The 23,651-nt window shown below is 59.6% G+C and carries 13 protein-coding genes and 2 pseudogenes; 1 reads left to right on the forward strand and 14 read right to left on the reverse strand.

Annotated features, from left to right (window positions below):
* Positions 1–169 precede the first annotated feature (169 nt).
* The 7 genes and pseudogenes from ACSQ8V_RS13070 to ACSQ8V_RS13100 form a co-directional block, all read right to left on the reverse strand.
* Complete coding sequence (locus ACSQ8V_RS13070) at positions 170–1,972, reverse strand: YadA family autotransporter adhesin (RefSeq protein ID WP_436206648.1); 1,803 nt, start codon at positions 1,970–1,972, stop codon at positions 170–172.
* Between the two features lie 60 nt (positions 1,973–2,032).
* Positions 2,033–6,181, reverse strand: a pseudogene (locus tag ACSQ8V_RS13075) (beta strand repeat-containing protein); the annotation flags it as partial.
* A gap of 627 nt (positions 6,182–6,808) precedes the next feature.
* Positions 6,809–6,940 (reverse strand): annotated as a pseudogene (locus tag ACSQ8V_RS13080) (ESPR-type extended signal peptide-containing protein); the annotation flags it as partial.
* A gap of 388 nt (positions 6,941–7,328) precedes the next feature.
* A complete protein-coding gene (glmM, locus tag ACSQ8V_RS13085) occupies positions 7,329–8,687 on the reverse strand; it encodes a phosphoglucosamine mutase (protein WP_436205959.1) in 1,359 nt (452 codons plus the stop codon).
* 81 nt (positions 8,688–8,768) lie between these two features.
* Positions 8,769–9,677, reverse strand: coding sequence for a dihydropteroate synthase (gene folP / locus ACSQ8V_RS13090; RefSeq protein WP_436205960.1), 909 nt, complete (start codon positions 9,675–9,677; stop codon positions 8,769–8,771).
* A gap of 225 nt (positions 9,678–9,902) precedes the next feature.
* The gene (ftsH, locus tag ACSQ8V_RS13095) at positions 9,903–11,798 is read right to left on the reverse strand and encodes an ATP-dependent zinc metalloprotease FtsH (protein WP_031363393.1); all 1,896 of its coding nucleotides are present in this window, start codon (positions 11,796–11,798) and stop codon (positions 9,903–9,905) included.
* A gap of 195 nt (positions 11,799–11,993) precedes the next feature.
* Positions 11,994–12,656 carry an RlmE family RNA methyltransferase gene (locus ACSQ8V_RS13100; protein WP_089159164.1) on the reverse strand — a complete coding sequence of 221 codons (663 nt, stop codon included), beginning with the start codon at positions 12,654–12,656 and terminating at the stop codon, positions 11,994–11,996.
* 407 nt (positions 12,657–13,063) lie between these two features.
* On the opposite strand from ACSQ8V_RS13100, the gene ACSQ8V_RS13105 reads away from it, so the two are divergent.
* Positions 13,064–13,621: a YhbY family RNA-binding protein gene (locus ACSQ8V_RS13105; protein WP_213767747.1), complete on the forward strand. Its 558-nt coding sequence runs from the start codon at positions 13,064–13,066 to the stop codon at positions 13,619–13,621.
* 69 nt (positions 13,622–13,690) lie between these two features.
* Here ACSQ8V_RS13105 and ACSQ8V_RS13110 read toward each other — a convergent pair whose 3' ends face one another.
* The 7 genes from ACSQ8V_RS13110 to gloB form a co-directional block, all read right to left on the reverse strand.
* On the reverse strand, positions 13,691–14,212 hold the full coding sequence (locus tag ACSQ8V_RS13110; protein WP_436205961.1) for a DUF4149 domain-containing protein: 522 nt from the start codon (positions 14,210–14,212) through the stop codon (positions 13,691–13,693).
* Positions 14,212–14,688 carry a transcription elongation factor GreA gene (gene greA / locus ACSQ8V_RS13115; protein ID WP_436182189.1) on the reverse strand — a complete coding sequence of 159 codons (477 nt, stop codon included), beginning with the start codon at positions 14,686–14,688 and terminating at the stop codon, positions 14,212–14,214. Before greA ends, ACSQ8V_RS13110 begins: the two co-directional genes overlap by 1 nt.
* A 153-nt stretch (positions 14,689–14,841) precedes the next feature.
* Positions 14,842–18,096 carry a carbamoyl-phosphate synthase large subunit gene (gene carB / locus ACSQ8V_RS13120; RefSeq protein ID WP_213767750.1) on the reverse strand — a complete coding sequence of 1,085 codons (3,255 nt, stop codon included), beginning with the start codon at positions 18,094–18,096 and terminating at the stop codon, positions 14,842–14,844.
* 63 nt (positions 18,097–18,159) lie between these two features.
* Positions 18,160–19,299, reverse strand: a complete 1,140-nt coding sequence (gene carA / locus ACSQ8V_RS13125) for a glutamine-hydrolyzing carbamoyl-phosphate synthase small subunit (RefSeq protein WP_436205962.1) — start codon at positions 19,297–19,299, stop codon at positions 18,160–18,162.
* Between the two features lie 364 nt (positions 19,300–19,663).
* Positions 19,664–20,899, reverse strand: coding sequence for an MFS transporter (locus ACSQ8V_RS13130; protein WP_436205963.1), 1,236 nt, complete (start codon positions 20,897–20,899; stop codon positions 19,664–19,666).
* A gap of 107 nt (positions 20,900–21,006) precedes the next feature.
* A complete protein-coding gene (locus ACSQ8V_RS13135; RefSeq protein WP_436205964.1) occupies positions 21,007–22,671 on the reverse strand; it encodes a transglycosylase SLT domain-containing protein in 1,665 nt (554 codons plus the stop codon).
* Positions 22,672–22,828: 157 nt separating this feature from the next.
* The gene (gene gloB / locus ACSQ8V_RS13140; protein ID WP_436205965.1) at positions 22,829–23,644 is read right to left on the reverse strand and encodes a hydroxyacylglutathione hydrolase; all 816 of its coding nucleotides are present in this window, start codon (positions 23,642–23,644) and stop codon (positions 22,829–22,831) included.
* Between the last annotated feature and the right edge of the window lie 7 nt (positions 23,645–23,651).

Consider the following 23,651-nt stretch of genomic DNA (forward strand, 5'->3'; position numbering starts at 1 on the left):
GGAAACGTGACAACGGGCTTACGGTGACGAAAGTTCGGAGCATGGCGGAAATTCGGCGGCTGCGTATTAAGGAAGCGCATTCTTAGCTATGAATGCCGGGCGCACCATGAAAAAAGGGCGATCCGGAAATCCGGATCGCCCTTTTTACCTCAATGTAACTTCAAGCAGTTTAGAACTCGTAACCTGCCTGCGCGCGCACGCCCGTGTCACCATTCGGCGTGACGGAAACCGCCGCGTTCATCAACCACTTGCTGTTCTCCGAACGATACGTCGCGCCTGCTGCAAAGGCGCTGTAGCCCTTGTAATTCGCCACGCCCGCACCCACGACCGTCTTGCCTGGCGCGCTAGGCATCAGGTTCGGCATGGCCATGGCCGCCGCTACGCCACTCATTGCCGATCGTTCGATCGACGACAAGCTGCTGCTTACGTCGTTGCGCAATGCATTCAACTGGTTCACGTTAGTCGCGTCGGTTCCATTGACACCCGGGGCCACATTAGTCACGCGGCGTTCGTTACCTGCCGATCCCATCGACACCGTGTTGGCTTCGTTGGCGACCGAGTTCGCGCCAATCGCCACGGAGTTGTCGCCCGAAGCGATGCTGTTGGCGCCCATTGCCATGGAATTGCTTCCCGAGGCTTGCGAGTTCCCGCCGATAGCCACGGCATTATCAGCCGTTGCGGCAGCATTGCCACCAAAGGCCACCGACGAATCGCCCGAGGCCATCGAATGAGCGCCTGCAGCTGTCGAATTGTCGCCGGAAGCCGTGGAGTTAGAACCCGTTGCGGTCGAGTCGTTGCCCGACGCTGCGGCATTCGCGCCTGCTGCAGTGGAATTGTCGCCGGAAGCCGTGGAGTTAGAACCCATTGCGGTCGAGTCACTGCCCGACGCTGTGGCATTCGCACCTGCTGCAGTGGAATTGTCGCCGGAAGCATCGGCATTCGTGCCCATCGCCGCTGCGTCTTGGCCCGTCGCCGTTGATCCGCCGCCCGATGCCTCAAGGTTGGCGATGGCGGATTCCGTGGCAGAGACTCGGGCGTTGGTCGCGCCGAGTTGGCTGCCATTGACGGCATCCGTGCTCGAGTCCGAAAGATCGCCCGCAGCCACGTTGGTCAACTGCACGGTCGCGCTTGAATCCGTGCCGCCCAGCGTGACCTTGCTGTGATCGGCGGAATCGTAGGCCACGGCGTTCGCAGCGGTCTTCGATACATCAGCGAGATCGCCCTTGATTCCAGCTATGTCCGCGCTGTTTTGCGTGACCCGGCCATCAAGGTTGCTGACGGCTGAACCGACATCGCTTACCTGTTTGCCGCCCACCGAGTATGAAGGCGCCGTCACGCCGCCGTTCGCGTCCACACTTGCTCCGCCGCCCAACGCCGTAGCAACGCTCGTCGATGCATTGAACAGCTGCGAGCCGTTGATCGCTTCCGAACTGGCGCTGCTGACCGCGCCGTTTGCTACGCCGGTAAGCACGCGTGCGCCGTTCAGACCTGCGAAGCTGATGACGCCACCGCCCGTATTGGCGCCGACGCTAAGCGCCAGCGTCGTGGCGTCCTGGCGCACCAGTCCGGCCGTTCCGTCGTTCAAGTTGTTCATCGATACATTCAGGCTCGCAATATCCGTCGTGTTTTGCGTGACGTTCTGCGTGACCGTGTACAACTGCGAACCGTTCACGGCGTCAAGGCTGCTCGCCGATACATCGCCTGCCTTGACATTCGTCAGCGCCACGGGCGTGCCCGGGTTGCCGAGAGTGATCGTGTCGTGGCTGCTCGAATCGTAGCGAACCGAGTCCGCCAGAGCGGCGCCTTGATCGCTGACACTTTGCTGCACGGAGAACAATTGCGAACCGTTCACGGCCTCGGTGCTGTCTGCCGTCATTTGTCCCGCGGCCACGTTCTTGATTACCGTGCCTGCCGAGCCGCCCAGCGTCATCGAGCCATGTCCGGCATCGTCATATTTGACGGTGTCGGCCATTTGCGTGTTCAGCGTGCTGATATCGCTGGTATTGGCTGCGATAGCCGTCGCGTTTTGCGCCACGTTTTGGTTCGTCGCGTAGAGCTGCGAGCCGTTCACGGCGTCCATGCTCGTGGCCGATGAAATATCGCCTGCGGCTACGTTTGTGATCTTCGTGCCGGCTGGGCCGTCCAAGGTGATCGAGTCGTGTGCTGCGCTGTCGTATTTCACAGCATCGGCGACTTGCGTATTCAGCGTGCTGATATCGCTCGTGTTTTGCGCGATGTCGGTTGTGTTCGTTGCGATGTCAGCCGTGTTGGCGGCGATCGCCGTCGTGTTTGCCACTACGTTCTGATTCGTCGCATACAGTTGCGAACCGTTCACCGCGTCCGTGCTGGTTGCCGATGACACATCGCCCGCCGCTACGTTCGTGATCTTCGTGCCGGCTGTGCCGTCCAGAGTGATCGAGTCGTGCGCTGCGCTGTCGTATTTCACAGCATCGGCGATCTGTGTGTTCAGCGTGCCGACTTGCGTATTGATCGTGCCGATATCGCTCGTGTTTTGCGCGATGTCGCTTGTGTTGGCAGCGATAGCCGTCTCGTTCGTCGCGATGTCAGCCGTGTTGGCAGCGATCGCCGTCGTGTTTGCCACTACGTTCTGGTTTGTCGCATACAGTTGCGAACCGTTCACCGCGTCCGTGCTGGTTGCCGATGACACATCGCCCGCCGCTACGTTCGTGATCTTCGTGCCGGCTGTGCCGTCGAGGGTAATCGAATCATGCGCTGCGCTATCGTATTTCACGGTATCGGCGATCTGTGTGTTCAGCGTGCCGACTTGCGTATTGATCGTGCTGATATCGCTCGTGTTTTGCGCGATGTCACTTGTGTTAGCAGCGATAGCCGTCGTGTTTGTCGCGATGTCGCTTGTGTTCGTCGCGGTAGCCGTTGCGTTCGTCGCGATGTCAGCCGTGTTGGCGGCGATCGCCGTCGTGTTTGCCACTACGTTCTGATTCGTCGCATACAGTTGGGAGCCGTTCACCGCGTCCGTGCTGGTTGCCGATGACACATCGCCCGCCGCTACGTTCGTGATCTTCGTGCCGGCTGTGCCGTCGAGGGTAATCGAATCGTGCGCTGCGCTGTCGTATTTCACGGCATCGGCGATCTGTGTGTTCAGCGTGCCGACTTGCGTATTGATCGTGCTGATATCGCTCGTGTTTTGCGCGATGTCGCTTGTGTTGGCAGCGATAGCCGTCGCGTTCGTCGCGATGTCAACCGTGTTGGCAGCGATCGCCGTCGTGTTTGCCACTACGTTCTGGTTTGTCGCATACAGTTGCGAGCCGTTCACCGCGTCCGTGCTGGTTGCCGATGAAACATCGCCCGCCGCTACGTTCGTGATCTTCGTGCCGGTTGTACCGTCCAGAGTGATCGAGTCGTGCGCTGCGCCGTCGTATTTCACAGCATCGGCGATCTGTGTGTTCAGCGTGCCGACTTGCGTATTGATCGTGCTGATATCGCTCGTGTTTTGCGCGATGTCGCTTGTGTTGGCAGCGATCGCCGTTGCGTTCGTCGCGATGTCGCTTGTGTTCGTCGCGGTAGCCGTTGCGTTCGTCGCAATGTCAGCCGTGTTCGCGGCGATCGCCGTCGTGTTTGCCACTACGTTCTGATTCGTCGCATACAGTTGCGAACCGTTCACCGCGTCCGTGCTGCTCGCCGATGACACATCGCCGGCTGCCACGTTCGTGATCTTCGTGCCGGTTGTACCGTCCAGAGTGATCGAATCATGCGCTGCGCCGTCGTATTTCACAGCATCGGCGATCTGTGTGTTCAGCGTGCCGACTTGCGTATTCATCGTGCTGATATCGCTCGTGTTTTGTGCGATGTCGCTTGTGTTCGTCGCAATGTCAGCCGTGTTGGCGACGATAGCCGTCGTATTCTGAGCCACGTTCTGGTTTGTCGCATACAGTTGCGAACCGTTCACAGCGTCCGTGCTGGTCGCCGATGAAACATCGCCGGCTGCTACGTTCGTGATCTTCGTGCCGGTTGTACCGTCCAGAGTGATCGAATCATGCGCTGCGCTATCGTATTTCACGGCATCGGCGATCTGTGTGTTCAGCGTGCCGACTTGCGTATTGATCGTGCTGATATCGCTCGTGTTTTGTGCGATGTCGCTTGTGTTGGCAGCGATAGCCGTCGTGTTTGCCGCTACGTTCTGATTCGTCGCATACAGTTGCGAACCGTTCACCGCGTCCGTACTGGTCGCCGATGAAACATCGCCGGCTGCCACGTTCGTGATCTTCGTGCCGGTTGTGCCATCGAGGGTAATCGAGTCATGCGCTGCGCTATCGTATTTCACAGCATCGGCGATCTGTGTGTTCAGCGTGCCGACTTGGGTATTGATCGTGCTGATATCGCTCGTGTTCGTCGCGATGTCGCTTGTGTTGGCAGCGATAGCCGTCGCGTTTGTCGCAATGTCAGTTGTGTTGGCAGCGATAGCCGTCGCGTTTGTCGCAATGTCAGTTGTGTTGGCAGCGATAGCCGTCGCGTTTGTCGCAATGTCAGCCGTGTTGGCAGCGATAGCCGTCGTGTTTGCCGCTACGTTCTGGTTTGTCGCATACAGTTGCGAGCCATTCACCGCGTCCGTGCTGGTTGCCGATGAAACATCGCCCTCCGCCACGTTCGTGATCTTCGTGCCGGCTGTGCCGTCGAGGGTGATCGAATCATGCGCTGCGCCGTCGTATTTCACGGCATCGGCGATCTGTGTATTCAGCGTGCCGACTTGCGTATTGATCGTGCTGATATCGCTCGTGTTTTGCGCGATGTCGCCTACGTTTGTTGCGATGGCCGCTGTGTTTGTCGCGATGTCAGCGGCATTGGCAGCAATAGCCGTTGTATTCGCAACTACGCTCTGATTCGTCGCATACAGTTGCGAGCCGTTCACCGCGTCCGTGCTGGTCGCCGATGTAACATTGCCTGCCGCTACGTTCGTGATCGTCGTGCCAGTGGTGCCCCCGAGGGTGATCGAGCCTAGCGCCGTGTTGTCATAAGCGACGAATGCGTTTGTGGCGATTCCGGCCGTGTCGACCTTCAAGCCTGCTGCTTGAAGTTGGCCGTAGTTCACGGCATCGGTCGTTGACGATCCGGCCATGAGATTCACAATCTTTCGAGGGGCAGCGGCAGAGCCCACTGCTACGGTGTTATTCCCTGTGGCAACCGAAGCCTGCCCGATCGCCACCGAGTTGTATCCGCTTGCCGTGGCCCCGGCGCCCAAAGCTGTTGAATACCCCCCCCCTGCGGTCGCCCCTTTGCCTAACGCAACAGATGATATGCCCGTCGAGAGAGTGTGATATCCGATGGCTGTTCCGCCCGCACCTCCATTGGCGGACGTACCGATCGCCATCGATCCATACATTCCGTTGGACGTCGCTACCGCATTGCCACCGACGGCGACCGTGTCCGTATCGGCTTTCGCGCTCGCGCCGATAGCCACGCCTGAACCGCTGAGGACGGCATTATCGGTACCGTTATTCGCGCCGCCAACCTTAACATAAGCGGAGTTGATGACTGACGTTCCATCGGTCACATGAAACAACTGCGCGCCGTTGACCGCGTCGGTGCTGGTCGCACTGAGAGTTCCCGCTGCCACATTCGTGATCTTCGTGCCGGCTGTGCCATCGAGAGTGATCGAGTTGTGCGCTGCGCTAGCGTATTTCACGGCATTGGCGGCTTGCGTGTTCAGCGTGCTGATGTCGGTCGTATTCGTCGAGATAGCCGCTGCGTTTGTCGCAATGTCAGCCGTGTTCGCGGCGATAGCCGTCGTGTTTGCCGCTACGTTCTGATTCGTCGCATACAGTTGCGAACCGTTCACCGCGTCCGTGCTGGTCGCCGATGAAACATCGCCCGCTGCCACGTTCGTGATCTTCGTGCCGGTTGTTCCACCAAGGGTGACGGTGCTCGCTGTAGTGTCGTCGTAGGCCACGAAAGAGTTCGTCGCGTTACCGTTTGTGTCGACCTTCAGTCCCGTCGCCTGCAGCTGGGCAAAGTTCACGACGTCGGTAGCTTGTGTACCGGCCGCTACGTTGACGATCTGCCGCTCAGAGCCGGAAGCGCCAACGGAGACTGTGTTGTCGCGGTCAGCCAGCGAAGCAGCGCCCAGCGCCACAGCAGACGCTGCCGTAGCATTCGCGCTGTTGCCGATCGCAACAGACTTGAAGCCCGAGCCAGTCGCCCCCGCATTGCCGCCAACCGAGACCGACATCAGACCGGACGCGGTTGCGTTCATCCCAAGGGCCACAGCATTATAATCAGCGAAACTTTGGTAGCCAAGCGCTGCACTGGCATTACCCGCCGTAGCCCGGAACCCTATCGCCGTGGCATTTGTTAAATTTTGATTCGTGCCGTTGCTTGATGCCTGCACCCCAACGATGGTGTTTCCGGTACCGGTCACCAGAGTCCCTCCGCCGATAGCAATGCTGTCGGTGGTGGCAAAGCCGGCAGCAAAAGCCGGTGCTGCATCGCCATACGTACCAGACCTGCTCCAAAGGACATGGTCAAGCGAAGCCATAGTCACGTATGGAGTGGGATCGATAGTTGGAGAAGCGCCGAGCAATTGTTGCTGCGCCCCTAACATCTGGCCTCCCACCGGCATTTGCTGCGCTCCTAACATCTGGCCTCCCACCGGCATTTGCTGCGCGCCTTGCACCGGGCCCGACGAATCCTGCACGTCGTTCGCCTGTACAACACCACTTTCATCCGAGCCGCTAAGCGCCGGATCTGGCGTTCCCACCTGATAAGTATTTGTCGGCGTGCTGTCATCCGCCAACACATCACCCGACGACAACATTGCGATCGAAGCGCCCAACGCCAGCGAAGCCGATGCCACCTTCATGGCAAGCTTGTTCTTAGCCGACTTGCCGCTGGACTTCACGTTTTCGCTAGCGGCCACATAGGTACCTGTAGAGCGGTTCAATACTGACTTGAATGACTTATTCATGATTAATATGTATTCCTAAGTTAAGGCTGTGTCTTCACACTAGCGATCGATTCGAGGCATCGCCCGAATCAGCGGTTCAATACGATTGGTTCGCCATCGATACACAGTCCCCAGGCGCGGAGACTTTCAGAGAGTTATCGGGCGGCGGCGAACGATGAATGGATGATTCGAAATGAGGGGGTTGCTCATCGCTCGCGTCAGAACCTACTTTATTAGGATGAGGCGAGGATTCTGATAGGCGCAGTCCTACAAAACGTTACAGAAAACGAAACGCTTTATTGAGGCCATCGGGGAATAGGTGAGCGTGCGAAACTGGGCAAACTGCAAAAAAAAACGCCACGGTGCTAACCGTGGCGTTTCTTTTTTTGTATCGGGCCCTTCGCTACGTTCAGGCCGTCGCTTCCTTCACGACCTTCGCAATACTTTCGGCGTGCGCGACTGCGTCCGCCTCCGATGCCGCCTCCACCATCACGCGCAGCACCGGCTCCGTTCCCGACGCGCGAATCAGCACCCGGCCATGCGACTCCAGCGCACGCTCAGCCTGCGCAATCGATTGCCTGATAGCGTCGCTGCTCTTCCAGTCAGCGTTCGGGCTCATTCGCACATTGATCAGCTTCTGCGGAAACAGCGTGACGCCCTCGAGCAGGTCGGCAAGCGCCTTGCCGCTGCGCTTTATCGCCGCCAGCACGAGCAGCGCGGAGACAATGCCATCGCCCGTCGAATGGCGGTCGAGCGACAGAATATGGCCGGAGCCTTCCGCGCCCAGCATCCAGTTGTTCTCACGAAGCTTCTCGAGGACATATCGGTCACCCACGGCCGCGCGCACGAACTGCACGCCCGCCTGCTTCAACGCCACTTCCACCGCCATGTTCGTCATCAATGTGCCGACGGCGCCATCGATCTTTCCATCTGTCGCAATGCGGTCTTTCACAAGCACGTAAAGCAGCTCGTCACCGTTGTAGAGCCGGCCGGAGGCATCGACGACCTGGAGACGATCAGCATCGCCGTCGAGCGCAATCCCGATGTGTGCCTGATGCTCTTTTACCGCCTTGACCAGCGCGTCGGGAGCCGTGGCGCCCACGCCGTCGTTGATATTGAAGCCATTCGGCGATACCCCGATGCTCACCACTTCCGCGCCCAGCTCGTGGAACACCTGGGGCGCCACGTCATACGCAGCGCCATGCGCGCAGTCCACCACCAGCTTCAGGCCGTGCAGATCGAAACTGGCGGGAAACGTACTTTTGCAGAATTCGATGTAGCGGCCGCGCGCATCGTCCAGCCGGCGGGCCTTGCCCAGCAATTCTGACGGCGCGCAGGACATCGGTTCGTCCAGTTGCGCCTCGATTTGCAACTCGACCTCATCGGGAAGCTTGTTGCCATCGGCGGAGAAAAACTTGATGCCGTTGTCGTAGTACGGGTTATGCGATGCGCTGATCACCACGCCCGCAGCCAGGCGCAGCGCACGCGTCAGGTAGGCGACACCCGGCGTCGGGATCGGGCCTGCCAGCATGACGTCAACGCCCGCCGCCGAAAAACCCGACTCCAGCGCCGCTTCCAGCATGTATCCCGATACCCGGGTGTCCTTGCCGATCAGTACCGTCGGGCGGCCGCCGCGCTGCGCCCAACGGTCCGCTCCCGCCAGTACTTTCCCTGCTGCATAACCCAGCCGCAACACGAAATCAGGCGTGATTGGAGCCTCACCAACCTTGCCGCGAATACCATCTGTTCCAAAATATCGACGTGCCATTGTTGCTTGTATCCCTGCGCGCAGTATTAAAGCGCTCTATATGTGTTCAATAACCGTAATGCGTTTGCAAAGTCTAAACCGTCAGACATGTTCATTGGGTGCAGAGTTGCCAGCATTACGCACCGCTTGCCATACCTTCAATGCGTCGGAAGTCGCCGCGACGTCATGCACGCGCACTATCGATGCACCGCGCTCCACCGCGCACACTGCCGCCGCTACGCTCGCCGGCACCCGGTCGGCCGGTCGCGTCCGGCCGGTCACCGCGCCGAGCATCGACTTGCGGGACATTCCAGCCAGCAAGGGCACGCGCAGCGTCGAAGGACGTGTGTCGGCTAAACGCGCCAACAAGTCATAATTATGACCCGTCACGGATTTACCGAAGCCAAATCCGGGATCGAGGCAGATACGTTCTACCGCAAGGCCGGCGCCAGTCAGCGTTCGCACGCGCTCCTCGAAGAATTCGCGCACCGCCTCCACCACGTTGAGATACACAGGCTCATGCAGTTGCATGGTTTGGGGCTCGCCGAGCATGTGCATCACGCAGAGGCCGCACGCGCTGTCCCTGACCGCATCGAGCGCGCCTTCGCGGCGAAAACCCCAGATGTCGTTGACCATATCCGCGCCGGCGTTCAGCGCAGCGCGCATGACCGCAGGTTTGTAAGTATCGATGGAAAGCGGCACGCCCGCCGCCCTCAATGCTTCGATTACCGGGATCACGCGCTCAAGCTCTTCGTCGAGCGGCACGGGCGGCGCGCCGGGGCGGGTCGACTCACCGCCAATATCGATCATGTCTGCGCCGTCGCGAATCATTGCTTCAGCCTGCGCGAGCGCCGCTTCACGCGCGACGAAACGACCGCCATCGGAAAATGAATCCGGGGTGACATTGAGAATGCCCATGATCAGCGGGCGCTCGAAGGTCAGCGTGAACCGGCCGCATTGAAGCGGTTGAGCAACTGTGTGAAGCCTGTTTGGGGGAGGTGAAGACAGCATAGTGGTCCAGCCAGACGATGATGAATGATGCTGCGTTTGTCGATTTGAAGAACCCGTTGGTCCGCCATTCGAAGGAAGTGCATACCGCGGAGCTTAAGCGGCGGAACTCAAGCGATCGCCAGCCCAACCGATGAATCTGTCCGTGCGGTCTCAAAAAACGAGCCGCAACGGAAAAGGGCTGGTGTGAAAACACACCAGCCCCTTCTGTATTGCCTCAGGATCGCGTCAGGCTGAAGCAGGAGCCGTGGCGTTACCCGGTTTGACTTCCGCGCCAGCGTTTCCACCACCCGACGACGGGTCGCTTGACGGCGGCGGCAGATTCTTCGGCGGACGCGGCGGACGACCGCCCATGATGTCGCTGATCTGCTCTGCGTCGATGGTTTCCCACTCCAGCAACGCCTTCGTCATGGCTTCGACCTTGTCGCGGTTGTCTTCCAGCAGCTTGCGGGCGAGGCCATATTGATCGTCGAGAATCCGGCGAATTTCAGCATCGACCTTTTGCTGCGTGGCTTCAGATACCGTTTTTGACGCCATCTTGCCAAACATGCCGTCCTGCTCGGTATCGACATACACCATCGTGCCGAGCACATCCGACATACCGTAACGCGTCACCATGTCACGTGCCATCTTTGTCGCACGCTCGAAGTCGTTCGAAGCACCCGTTGACATGGAGTTCAGGAACACTTCCTCCGCTGCACGGCCGCCGAACAGGATGGCGATTTCCTCAAGCATCTTGTCGCGATACAGATTCACGCGATCATGCTCCGGCAACTGCCACGTGATGCCCAGCGCCCAGCCACGCGGCATGATGGAGACCTTGTGAACCGGATCTGCATGAGGCAGCAACTTGGCCACTACCGCGTGACCTGACTCGTGATAAGCCGTATTGCGACGCTCTTCTTCACGCATCACGGCTGACTTACGTTCCGGACCCATGAAGATCTTGTCTTTCGCGTCTTCGAAGTCCGCCATTTCGACGATCCGCTTGCCGCGACGGGCCGCGAACAGCGCTGCTTCGTTCACGAGGTTCGCCAGATCAGCGCCCGAGAAACCCGGCGTACCACGTGCGATCACCGAAGCGTCGACGTCGTTCGAAATAGGCACCTTGCGCAGATGGACCTTCATGATGTGTTCGCGACCGCGGATATCCGGCAGGCCAACATACACCTGACGGTCAAAACGGCCCGGACGCAGCAGCGCTTTGTCCAGTACGTCGGAGCGGTTGGTCGCGGCGATCACGATCACGCCGGAATTCGCTTCGAAACCGTCCATTTCCACGAGCATCTGATTCAGCGTCTGTTCGCGTTCGTCGTTACCGCCGCCCATGCCGGCGCCGCGATGACGGCCCACAGCATCGATTTCGTCGATAAACACGATACACGGCGCGTGCTTCTTGGCCTGCTCGAACATGTCGCGCACCCGAGCCGCACCCACACCCACGAACATTTCAACGAAGTCCGAACCCGAGATGCTGAAGAACGGTACTTTCGCTTCGCCGGCAATGGCGCGCGCCAGCAACGTCTTACCCGTACCCGGAGGCCCGACCAGCAACACGCCGCGAGGAATACGTCCACCCAGCTTCTGGAATTTCTGCGGATCACGCAGGAAGTCGACCAGCTCGGAGACCTCCTCCTTCGCTTCGTCACAGCCTGCGACATCGGTAAAATTGATCGCGTTGTTGTTCTCGTCGATCAGCCGCGCTCGCGACTTGCCGAACGAAAACGCTCCGCCTTTCCCGCCGCCCTGCATCTGCCGCATCATGAAGAACCAGAAACCGATGATCAGGATCGTCGGTCCGAGGTAATACAGCGCGGAAACGAGCGCGTTCGGTTCGTCGTCGGCCTTGCCGCTGACCTGAACGCCGTACTTCATCAAGTCGCCGACCATCCAGATATCGCCAGGCGACACGATTTGATATTTCTGACCGTCTGCGGGAGTAACGGTGAGATTACGGCCCTGAACGGTAACGGTCTTGACCTTACCGGTCTTCGCGTCGTCCATGAATTGCGAATACGAAACGCCTTCCTGGACGCGGGGCTTGTCGAACTGCTTGAACACCGTGAACAGCACCAGTGCGATAACCAGCCACACCGCTGCCTTAGAGAACATATTGTTGTTCAAAGCACCACTCCTTCACTCATAGACGGGCGCCTACATTCGCCTTGCGGCACCACCAAAGCATTCTAATCCAGACCGCAAACCCCTGCTATAGCCTTTAACTAGCGCAAAGATAGCGGCCGGGACCCGATGTTTGGACATATCCGGCAAAACGCCTACGGGACACCCGGTCCCCGGCGGCGTTTCCACCCGCAACTCTCAATCCCGACGCTTGAGTTGCCTGCCCAAAATAAACGTTTCGGACGATTTATCGCGCGACGCCTTCGGCTTGCGCGGCGCGACGATTTTGAATTGATGCTTGAACTTCTCCACTATCTGACTATAGCCGCTGCCATGAAAACATTTGACCAATAAGGCGCCTTCCGGCTTCAGATGGTTCTGCGAGAAGTCCAGCGCCAGATCGCACAGATGTTCCATTCGCGCTGCATCCGCGCTGGCAACCCCTGAGAGGTTGGGGGCCATGTCGGAAATTACAAGATCAACCTGATGGTCTCCGACGATTTCCTTCAATTGGTCCAGTACCGAGTCTTCGCGGAAATCACCTTGAATGAAAATCACGTCGGCAATCGGCTCCATGGGCAGCAGGTCGAGCGCGATGATCTTGCCATCGATCCCGCCTTCGCGCGTTTCACCGCGCTTGGACCCTTTTGCCAATTGGTTGCGCGCGTACTGGCTCCAACTCCCCGGGGTCGAGCCGAGGTCGACAATGATCTGGCCCGGTTTGATCAACTTATCCTGCTCGTCGATCTCCTTCAGCTTGTATGCCGCGCGCGCCCGATACCCCTCGCGCTGCGCGAGTTTCACGTACGGGTCGTTGATGTGGTCGTGCAGCCACGAGTAATTGAAGCGGTTTTTTGCCATTAAGAATGAACTCTTGCTGCGTGAAGCTGTGCTTTTAGCGGATAATACGCGTCTAATTCGGGCTGCTGCTCATTTGCTGGGCAACTTATTGGCCAACTTACGAAGCAGCCTTCGTCGATGTGGCTAGCCGATTCCGGCGCCGTTGCGCCCTGTGTTTGTTAGCGACGCTTGCCGGAGGCCCGCGGCTGATAATGTGCTTCGGGCTTATCTGGCAAGGGGCGGCGTCCGAGCTCCGGCGATTAAAGTTTCGTTAAAATCAAGTCCGTTGCTCGCCGCACCGCCTCGCGCCGTCCGTCATTTTCTTGAGCAAGGCGTCCCGCCCTGCCCGTCTTTGTTTTGCAAATTGCGACCGTTTAGCCGCTTTTACGCTACGGCGCCTCTCATTTTAGTCGAGTCCGTTACTTCTCATGCCAGCTCTCAAACTTTCTCCCGCCCAACGCGCCGACCTGCGCTCCCTGGCTCACGCGCTCAAGCCCGTTGTACTTGTTGGCGGCGAAGGGCTGACCGAGGCCGTGCTGGCCGAGATCGAGGTGCACCTTGCGGCACACCAGCTCATCAAGATCCGCGTGTTCGGCGATGACCGCGATGCCCGCGTCGCAGCCTACGCTGAAATCTGCGACAGGCTGAACGCCGCGCCAATCCAGCAAATCGGCAAGTTGCTTGTCGTGTGGCGGCCGGAAAGCGACGAAGCTGCCGCCAAGCCTTCGCGCGCTGCCGGTGTCCGCGGCGCCAATCGCATAGCGCCTCCGAGCGCCGGCGAAGCCGCTGCCGAAAGCTCCTCGAAGGGACGTGCACCGCGCGTGGTCAAGGTCGTCAAGATCACGCGTGACGCACCCGTCGTCCGCAAGCCAAAGAAGCAAAAGCTGTTGGTTCGCGGCAACGAACGTGTGACAGCTGGCGGCAACGTCAAACGCGCAAAGAAGCGTCTGCCCAGCGCCAAGCGTCACCATCAATCGTCGAAATAAGCCTTTCCGCGCTGATCGGGAAAGCAGAAAGCCGGCCACACCCGATACCCTCGGGCATGGCCGGCTTTTTTAACCGCGCGCGCGACGTGCCGCGACGCTGGCTGTCTTTCCCTTCGGAACGACCGTTTGCGCCGGAAACTTTCCGGGCGGCAGACGCCAGAACAGCACCAGTCCCAGTACGCTCTCCAAAAGGTAGAACGCGCTCGACACCCCGTGCAGCATGCCAAAGCGGCTTGCATACGGCGATTGCGCGAGTTCCATGCCGCCTTCCTGAGCCGCTACCCGCAGCGCATTCATGAACGGCTGCAGCGCGAAATAACCGATCAGCACGCACAGCAGCATGCCCGCGATGACCCAGCGGGTCCGCTTGTATTCGGCGAAACCCGTTCGAACGAGGCGGTTAGTCAAAACCAGCAGCAGCAGCGCGCAGATCACGCCGAGGAATCCCTCGATGCGAAACAGTTGCGCCGCAACCGATCCCGCCGATGTCCGGTCAAGCATGCTGAACAACACCGGTGCCGCCACGAACCCGAGCGTCAGCGCGCTGCCGACCCAGATCATGGCGATGATCCGAAAGAATCGATGAGCCATCAGACGTACTTGACCGCGATGATTTCGTACTCGCGCGCGCCGCTCGGCGCCTGCACCGACGCCACGTCGCCCTCCGTCTTGCCGATCAGCGCACGCGCGATGGGCGAGCTGATGGAGACCAGCCCATGGTCGATATCCGCTTCGTCGTCGCCGACGATCTGGTACGTCACCGTATGGCCCGTGGCCGTCTCTTCCAGCTCGACCGTCGCACCGAAGATCACGCGGCCGTCGGCTTCCACGGTAGTCGGGTCAATGACTTGCGCCCCGGCCAGCTTGGACTCGATCTCCGCGATACGGCCTTCGATAAAGCCCTGCTTCTCCTTGGCCGCGTCGTATTCGGAGTTTTCCGACAGATCGCCCTGCGCGCGGGCTTCGGCGATCGAATTCACGACAGCCGGACGCTCCACGGATTTGAGGCGTTGCAATTCGTCGCGCAGCAACGCTGCGCCGCGTTTAGTCAAAGGAACTGTGCTCATAAACAACTCATTACGCAAAAATGCAGACGTAAAAAAATTACCGCGGTTAAGTGCATCTCCCGGTAAAAAAGGGAGACGCCGCTTAACCGCGGCCCTTGAAACTTAGACTTCACTTGGAGACTGCTGATACTGCTGAGACTCGAATCAGAAGCCTTAGTTTAGGCGAGCATGGAGTCCTTGTAAATCATAGACTTCCAGGTCCTTCAGATATCGCAGTCCTTCGACGGCCGCGCGGGCGCCCGACATGGTCGTGTAATACGTGACCTTGTTGGCTTGTGCGCTCATCCGGATCGAGCGGGAATCCGCAATGGCGGCACGGGTTTCGTCGACGGTGGTGAAGACCAGCGCAATTTCGCCGTTCTTGATCATGTCCACGATGTGCGGCCGGCCGTCCTTCACCTTGTTGACCACCTTCACCGGCACGCCCGCAGCCTGGATGGCCGATGCCGTGCCCTTGGTCGCCACGATCGGGTAGCCAAGCTCATGCAGCATGGTCGCGACCTCCACGGCCTTCTGCTTGTCCGCGTCCATCACGGTCAGGAGAACTGTGCCGCTTTCCGGCAAGCGCGAGCCGGCCGCAAGTTGCGACTTGAACAGCGCTTCGCCGAACGTGCGGCCTACGCCCATGACTTCGCCCGTCGAGCGCATTTCCGGTCCAAGCACGGGATCGACAGCCGGGAATTTCACGAACGGAAACACCGCTTCCTTGACGCTGAAATACGGCGGAATCACTTCCTTCGTGACGCCCTGATCGACGAGCTTCTGACCGACCATCGCGCGGGCAGCAATCTTCGCCAAAGGCAAACCGGTCGCCTTCGATACATACGGCACCGTCCGCGAAGCACGCGGATTCACTTCGAGCACATAGATCACGTCCTGCTTCGAGCCGTCTTCCTGCACCGCTTGCTGGATCGCGAACTGCACGTTCATCAGGCCGATCACGTTCAGCGCGCGCGCCATCGCGCCGGTCTGGCGCTTGAGTTCGTCGATGGTTTCCTGCGACAGCGAGTACGGCGGCAATGAACACGCGGAGTCGCCGGAATGGACGCCCGCCTGTTCGATGTGCTCCATCACGCCGCCGATAAACACCGCTTCGCCGTCTGAAATGCAGTCCACGTCGCATTCGATTGCATCGTTCAGGAAGCGGTCGAGCAGCACCGGCGAATCGTGCGACACCTTCACGGCTTCGCGCATGTAGCGTTCGAGGTCGCGCGGCTCGTGGACGATTTCCATTGCGCGGCCGCCGAGCACGTACGACGGACGCACGACCAGCGGATACCCGATTTCTTCGGCCAGGCGCAGCGCTTCGTCTTCGGCACGTGCCGTGCGATTCGGCGGTTGACGCAGGTTCAGGTCTTGCAGCAGCTTCTGGAAACGCTCGCGGTCTTCAGCGGCATCGATCATGTCCGGCGACGTTCCGATGATAGGCACGCCGTTCGCTTCCAGGTCCAGCGCAAGCTTCAACGGCGTCTGACCGCCGTACTGCACGATCACGCCAACCGGCTTTTCCAGATCGACAATTTCAAGCACGTCTTCCAGCGTCAGCGATTCGAAGTACAGACGGTCGGACGTGTCGTAGTCGGTGGAAACGGTCTCGGGATTGCAGTTGACCATGATGGTTTCATAGCCGTCTTCGCGCATCGCCAACGCTGCGTGCACGCAGCAATAGTCGAACTCGATGCCCTGCCCGATCCGGTTCGGGCCACCGCCCAGCACCATGATCTTCTTTTTATCGGTCGGATTCGCTTCGCACTCTTCCTCGTAGGTCGAGTACATGTAGGCGGTTTTCGTCGCGAATTCGGCCGCGCACGTGTCCACGCGCTTGTAGACCGGACGCACCTTCAATGCGTGCCGATGTTTGCGCACAGCCGTTTGATCCGAGCCGAGCAACTTGGCGAGGCGACGATCCGAGAAACCGCTCTGTTTCAGGTACAGCATTTCGTCTTTGGTCAGGCTCTCGATCGTGCGGCCGCTCAGCGCCTTTTCCTTCGAGACGATCTGTTCGATCTGCGCGAGGAACCACGGGTCGATAGCCGTTTCTTCAAAGATTTCTTCGGCGCTCAGGCCAAGACGGAACGCGTCGCCCAGGAACCAGATTCGGTCCGGACCCGGCTCGCCAATTTCGCGAATCACTTCGTCACGGCTGGTGGTCTTTTCATCGAGTCCATCCACTCCTACTTCCAGTCCGCGCAGCGCCTTCTGGAACGATTCCTGGAACGTGCGGCCAATCGCCATCACTTCGCCAACCGACTTCATCTGCGTTGTCAGGCGCGCATCGGCTTCGCGGAACTTTTCGAACGCAAAACGCGGAATCTTCGTGACCACATAGTCGATGGTCGGTTCGAACGACGCCGGCGTCTGACCGCCCGTGATCTCGTTCTTCAGCTCATCGAGCGTGTAGCCCACGGCCAGCTTCGCCGCGACCTTGGCAATCGGGAAACCCGTCGCCTTCGATGCCAGCGCCGACGACCGCGACACACGCGGATTCATCTCGATGACGACCATGCGACCGTCTTTCGGGTTGATCGCGAACTGCACGTTCGAGCCGCCCGTATCCACGCCAATCTCGCGCAGCACGGCGAGCGATGCGTTACGCAGGATCTGGTATTCCTTGTCGGTCAGCGTCTGGGCCGGCGCGACCGTGATGGAGTCGCCGGTATGCACGCCCATCGGGTCCAGGTTTTCGATCGAGCACACGATAATGCAGTTGTCCTTGGTATCGCGGACCACTTCCATCTCGAACTCTTTCCAGCCCAGCAGCGACTCTTCGATCAGCAACTCACGCGTTGGCGATAAATCCAGTCCGCGACGGCAAATTTCTTCGAATTCTTCCTTGTTGTACGCAATCCCGCCGCCCGATCCGCCCAGCGTGAACGACGGACGAATCACGGTCGGATAACCGCCGCTGCCCGTCAGCGCGGCAATTTCCGCCTGCACTTGCAGCGCTTCTTCCATGGAATGCGCGATGCCCGACTTGGCCGACCCGAGGCCAATCTTCGTCATCGCTTCCTTGAACTTCTGGCGGTCCTCGGCTTTATCGATAGCTTCCGGCGACGCGCCGATCAACTCGACCTTGTACTTTTCCAGCACGCCGTGATGGAACAAATCCAGCGCGCAATTCAGCGCGGTTTGTCCGCCCATGGTCGGGAGGATCGCATCGGGGCGTTCTTTATCGATGATCCGCTCAACGACTTCCCACGTGATCGGCTCGATGTACGTGACGTCGGCCGTGTTCGGGTCGGTCATGATCGTCGCGGGATTGCTGTTGACGAGAATGACCTTGTAGCCTTCCTCGCGCAGCGCCTTGCACGCCTGCGCGCCCGAATAATCGAACTCGCACGCCTGACCGATGATGATCGGTCCCGCGCCGATGATGAGGATGCTCTTGATGTCTGTCCGCTTCGGCATAACTGCTCTCAATGATTGTGGTGCTGTGTTCTGTCTTTGCGTGTCTATTTACTGCGTGTCTATTTACGCTGCGACTTTTTGCGCTGCCATCAGCCCGACAAAGCGATCGAACAAGTACGCAATATCGTTCGGTCCCGGCGACGCTTCCGGATGACCCTGGAAGCAGAACGCGGGTTTATCGGTAAGCGCGAAGCCTTGCAGCGTGCCGTCGAACAGCGACGTATGCGTGACCTTTGCGTTGGCCGGCAGCGTGGCGGCATCGACGGCGAAACCGTGATTCTGCGACGTGATCACCACGCGGCCGTTCTCAAGATCCTTCACCGGATGATTCGCGCCGTGATGGCCCGTTTTCATCTTCATGGTCTTGGCTCCTACGGCCAGGCCCATGATCTGGTGACCGAGGCAAATACCAAACGTAGGAATGCCGCGTTCGATGAATTCGCGCGTCGCGCGGATTGCGTAGTCGCACGGTTCCGGGTCGCCAGGGCCGTTCGAGAGGAAGATACCGTCGGGGTTCAGCGCGAGGGCGTCGGCGGCGGTGGACTCAGCCGGCAGCACGGTGACGTGGCAACCGCGCTCGGCCAGCATGCGCAGGATGTTGTACTTCACGCCGTAATCGAACGCGACCACGCGGTACTGCGGCGCCTTCTGCTCGCCGTAGCCGCTTTCCAGACGCCATTCGGACTGCGTCCATTCGTACTTTTCTTTGGTAGAAACGACCTTCGCGAGATCCATCCCCGACAAACCCGGGAACGAACGCGCGAGTTCCAGAGCCTTGGCTTCGTCGTCTCCAGCGAGAATGCAGCCGTTCTGCGCGCCCTTGTCACGCAGGATACGCGTGAGTTTGCGAGTATCGATGTTCGAAATAGCGACGACGTTTTCCGCTTTCAGATAGTCGGCGAGGGATTGTTCGGAGCGGAAATTCGAGGCGAGCACCGGCAGATCTCGAATGATCAGGCCGGCGGCATGGACTTTGGTGGATTCGACGTCTTCAGCGTTCACACCGACATTGCCGATGTGCGGATACGTCAGGGTGACGATTTGCTGGGCGTAGCTCGGGTCCGTCAGGATTTCCTGATAACCGGTGATCGCGGTGTTGAACACCACTTCGCCGATCGTGTGACCGGACGCGCCGATCGAATGACCACGAAAAACCGTGCCGTCGGCGAGTGCGAGGATTGCGGGAGAGAATGACGGCAACACGGGAAGCTCCTTTGGAACACCCTGTTTGCCGACCTGTCATCCGACCGTGGGGTCGCGCGCGGCCGTGAAGTGGCGCGCGCAGACCCGCATCGCGTTCGATTGCGTCGGGCGCAAGACCCACCGGTTTCCCTGATCGGGCTCCAATGACGGGAGGCGCGAATCAGGCGTTTGGCGGGATGCGCGCGTGTTGCAAGGCGCGGCGGATGAACGGTGAGTGGGAGGTAGGCGCTAGGGTGTAGGTTGATTTGCTCAAACCTTCGAATTATAGCCCGAAAACGCCCTTCCCTCCAAATTTGAGACGCATCATATGCAAGACGCGTTCCAGGTCAGGCGCTGGGGGCCTTATCCAGCGGGCATGCGGCGATCATGACGGCACGCCGCCGCGCTTTTCGAGAACGCTGCTCGGCAGGACATACCAGATGGCGCTGGCGATCTGCAGAGCGATCAGCACGCCCCACACGCTCAAATGTGCCGCGGCTGGGTAATGGCCGCTTTGAGCCGGCCAGCGCGACAGCATCGCGCCTATGCCCACCTGCAAGCCGAAGATCAGGATAAACAGGACAAGCGTAAGCGTGCTGTGCGCGCGGCCGATCATGTGCGTCGGGAAATACTCGGCCATCACCGCGTAACTCAGGATGCCGGTTCCGCCGAACACGCCATAACACGCGATCAGCAAGGCCGGCGCAATGGGTGCACGCACGAGCATCAACACCTGGACGAGCACGAACAACGCCATGCCGAAGCCGCAGAAGGCGTACACGGTGACTCCGCGCTTTTGCAAACTGCGCGCCGCCACGCCGAAACCCACGCAGCCGATCATCATCGCAATGCCAAGCACCGATACCAGCACTGCTGCGTATTGAGCGCTCAGGCCCATGACATCGAGGAGATAAGGCCTTATCCATAGCGACTGCATGGCGTAGAAAACACCTTGCGTGACGACCGAAAACGACGCGATCTTCCAGAACGCGCCGCTGCCAAGAATGTGCCACGTGCCCTTGAACTGCGTGAGCATGTCGGCTTTGCGATGCACGCCGTCGCGATGTTCCGGCGCGAACAGGAAGATTGCTGCCGCGACCGCGAGGGTCATGACCACCAGACCGTAGCAGACGTTGCGCCAGTCGGTCACGCCGAGCAGGAGGGCGAGCGGCGAACCGACCACCACGCCGCCGAGGCCGCCCACCGCCATCACAAGGCCGTTGACCATCGGAAGTTGTGCCACGGGCAGGATTTGCGCGAGCGCCTTGAACGCTGCGCTCATGCAGACGGACACGCCCACACCAATCAGCAGCCGCCCCAGCATCATGGCGCCGATGCCGTGCGCCGCACCGAACACGCCGATGCCAAGTGCCGCGAACAACAGCATGCCCGCGGTGACGCGGCGCGGGCCGAAGCGATCGAGCAACATGCCCACGGGAATTTGCGCCGCTGCAAAACCAAGAAAATACAGCGACGTGAGCAAGCCAAGATCCGCCCCCGACAAACCCAGGTCGTGCGTGATGTAGGGCGCGAAGCCGAGATTCACCCCGCGGAACACGTACGAGACGAAATATCCGGCGGAAAACAGAAAAAAGACGCGAAGCCCAGCGGAAGACGTCATGTGCACAGAGCAGGGGTTTTTATATGAAGCGGCAGTTTAACGCGCACGCTCAATTGAAAACGCCGTCACCTTGGTGACGGCGTGGATTCTTGACCGCGCAGACAGGTTTATTGTTTCTTCTTTTTATCTGTCGACTTGGTTGATTTCGTGGTTTTGGATACTGCCGCAGGCCTTACCGCCGCCGATTTGACTGCTTTGGACGGTGCGCCGAATTGTTCAGTCACGCGCGTCGCCCTGACGGGACCGCTGGTTTTGCCGCCACGCGCCGTGCTCTTCGATTCCGGCACGTGCGTGCCGATCCGTGTCACACCGCCCCTGTTCCGGCTTGACGCAGCCACCGTTTCCACGCGCACCGGACCGGGTTCAGCCGGGACAGCACGCCCAACCGGCACGTGCAGCACGATCAACTGGCCGGGCATGACGGAATCGCGGCGAGTACGGTTCCAGCTTTTAACCTGCGAGATCGACACGTTGTAGCGATCCGCAAAAGTCGACATGGATTGTGCGCGGCGAACGCGGATCAGCATCTTGCGGGTATCGGGAACGTCCGGTTCAACGGCCAGCATGGCGCTTTCGGCGACGTCGGCGCTGATGTCTTCGTCGTCGTCATCGCTGCGCGGCACCACGATGGTCGAGCCCGCCTTCAGCCGCATGCCCGCCGGAATGCGGTTCACCGACATCAGCGTGTCCGCGTCCACGCCAATTTTCTGCGCGATGACCGCGGGTGTTGCCCGTTCACTCACCGTATAAGTCGTCCACGACGACAACTGCCCCGAATACGACTTCAGGTTCTTCTGGAAGGCGCTGGCGTTATCGAAGGGCAGCAAAATCTGCGGACTCGTTGCGCCAAGAATCACCGGTTTCGCAAACGATGGATTCAGCGAGCGAAACTCCTCCACGGTCATGCCGGCTAACTTGGCGGCCATCGTCACGTCCATGTCGCGCGACGTGGTAACCGTCACGAAATAGGGGTGATTTGGAATGTCCGGAAGCGTCAGCCCATACATTTGCGGATTAGTGACAATGTTCTTCACCGCCTGCAGCTTCGGCACGTAGTTGCGTGTCTCGTTCGGCATCCGCAGGCTTTGATAGTCCGTCGGCAAGCCCATCGCCTCGTTTTTAGCGATGGCCTTCTGCACATTGCCCTCGCCCCAGTTGTACGCGGCGAGCGCCAGATCCCAGTCGCCGAACATGTCGTGGAGGCGAGAAAGATAGTCGAGCGCCGCGCTGGTCGACGCCAGCACGTCGCGCCGCTCATCCTGAAACATGTTCTGCTTCAGGTTGTAATCGCGGCCTGTGCCGGGCACGAACTGCCACATGCCCGCAGCCTTCGCGACCGATAACGCCTGCGGGTTATAAGCCGATTCGATAAACGGCAGCAACGCGAGTTCGGTCGGCATGTGCCGCTGCTCGAGTTCCTCGACGATGTGATACAGGTATTTTTGCGAGCGGCCCGTCATGCGTTCGACGTAATCCGGTCGTTGCGCGTACCAGTTGACCTGCATGTCGACCAGGTCGCTTTGCAAATCGGGAATCTGGAAACCACGGCGGATACGGCCCCACAAATCGCCGTCGGGTCCGCTAAGTGAATCGAGCGACGTCTTGTCAACGTTGATCGTTTCCTTGGCGGCGGCAGTCTTGCGGATGGTGTCTGCTACGGCTTGCTGATTCTGGGCGGAAGGAAGTGAAGAAAGGGAGTTGGTCGCTGTCGGTCCCTGGCTGGCACAAGCAGCCAATGTCAGGACGAGTAGCGCGCTTAAAATCAATCGCATGAACGTCTCGGATTCCAAAAAATGTGCTTGGAAATTTGGACCCGATAGTACGGAACCGCACTCATCACGTCAATATAAATGCAAAAAACACTGCAAAATCCGGGGCCTGCAATGGTTTTCAACGTTTCAGATGAAGATAACCGCAGGCCGGCACGGGTTAGCGAAATTTGTCTTTCCAGCCGCGCATCAATGTGAAGGCGTCGAGCCGGTCCCGCACCGGGCGCTCGAACTGGGCGGCAAGCGTCGCTTGTATGCTTTTTTCTCCGGCACGCAGGAACGGATTCACGTTTCGTTCGTGCAGGAGTGTGGTCGGAATGGTCGGCTGGTTGCGCTCGCGCAGGCTCTGCGCTTCCTTCTGCCATTGCACGAGCGCCGCGTTGCCCGGCTCGGCCGCGCGGGCGAAACGGATATTCGAGAGCGTATATTCGTGGGCGCAGTGAACCAGCGTGGCGTCGGGGAGCGCGGCGAGCGCGTCGAGTGAATTCAGCATTTGTTGCGGCGTGCCTTCGAACAGACGGCCGCAACCGCTTGCGAACAAGGTGTCGCCGCAAAAGAGATGCGGCGTGCCTTGCGGGTCGCCCGGCTGGAAGTACGCGATGTGTCCGGCAGTATGTCCGGGTACGTCGATAACCGAGCATTCCAGCGCCGGACTCGCGATACTGACGTGATCGCCCTGCTTCACGCGCCGCGTCAGATGCTCGATAGCCTCGCCAGCCGGGCCGATCACCGGGATTTCTCCATCGGCCGAATTTCCGGTCGATTGGCTAACGAGCAGTTTTGCGACGCCGCCGACGTGGTCGTGATGGTGGTGCGTGAGTAAAATAGCGGTTAGCCGCCAACCGCGTTTCGTCAAATAGGCTTCGACGGGCGCGGCGTCGCCAGGATCGACCACGACGGCATTGTGACCATCCGACACCAGCCAGATGTAGTTGTCTTCGAACGCCGGAACCGGCACGTACTCAAGCGTTTTCATAAGGCGA

It is taken from the genome of Caballeronia sp. LjRoot31 (assembly GCF_964253885.1).
In the GTDB taxonomy this organism is placed as follows: domain Bacteria; phylum Pseudomonadota; class Gammaproteobacteria; order Burkholderiales; family Burkholderiaceae; genus Caballeronia.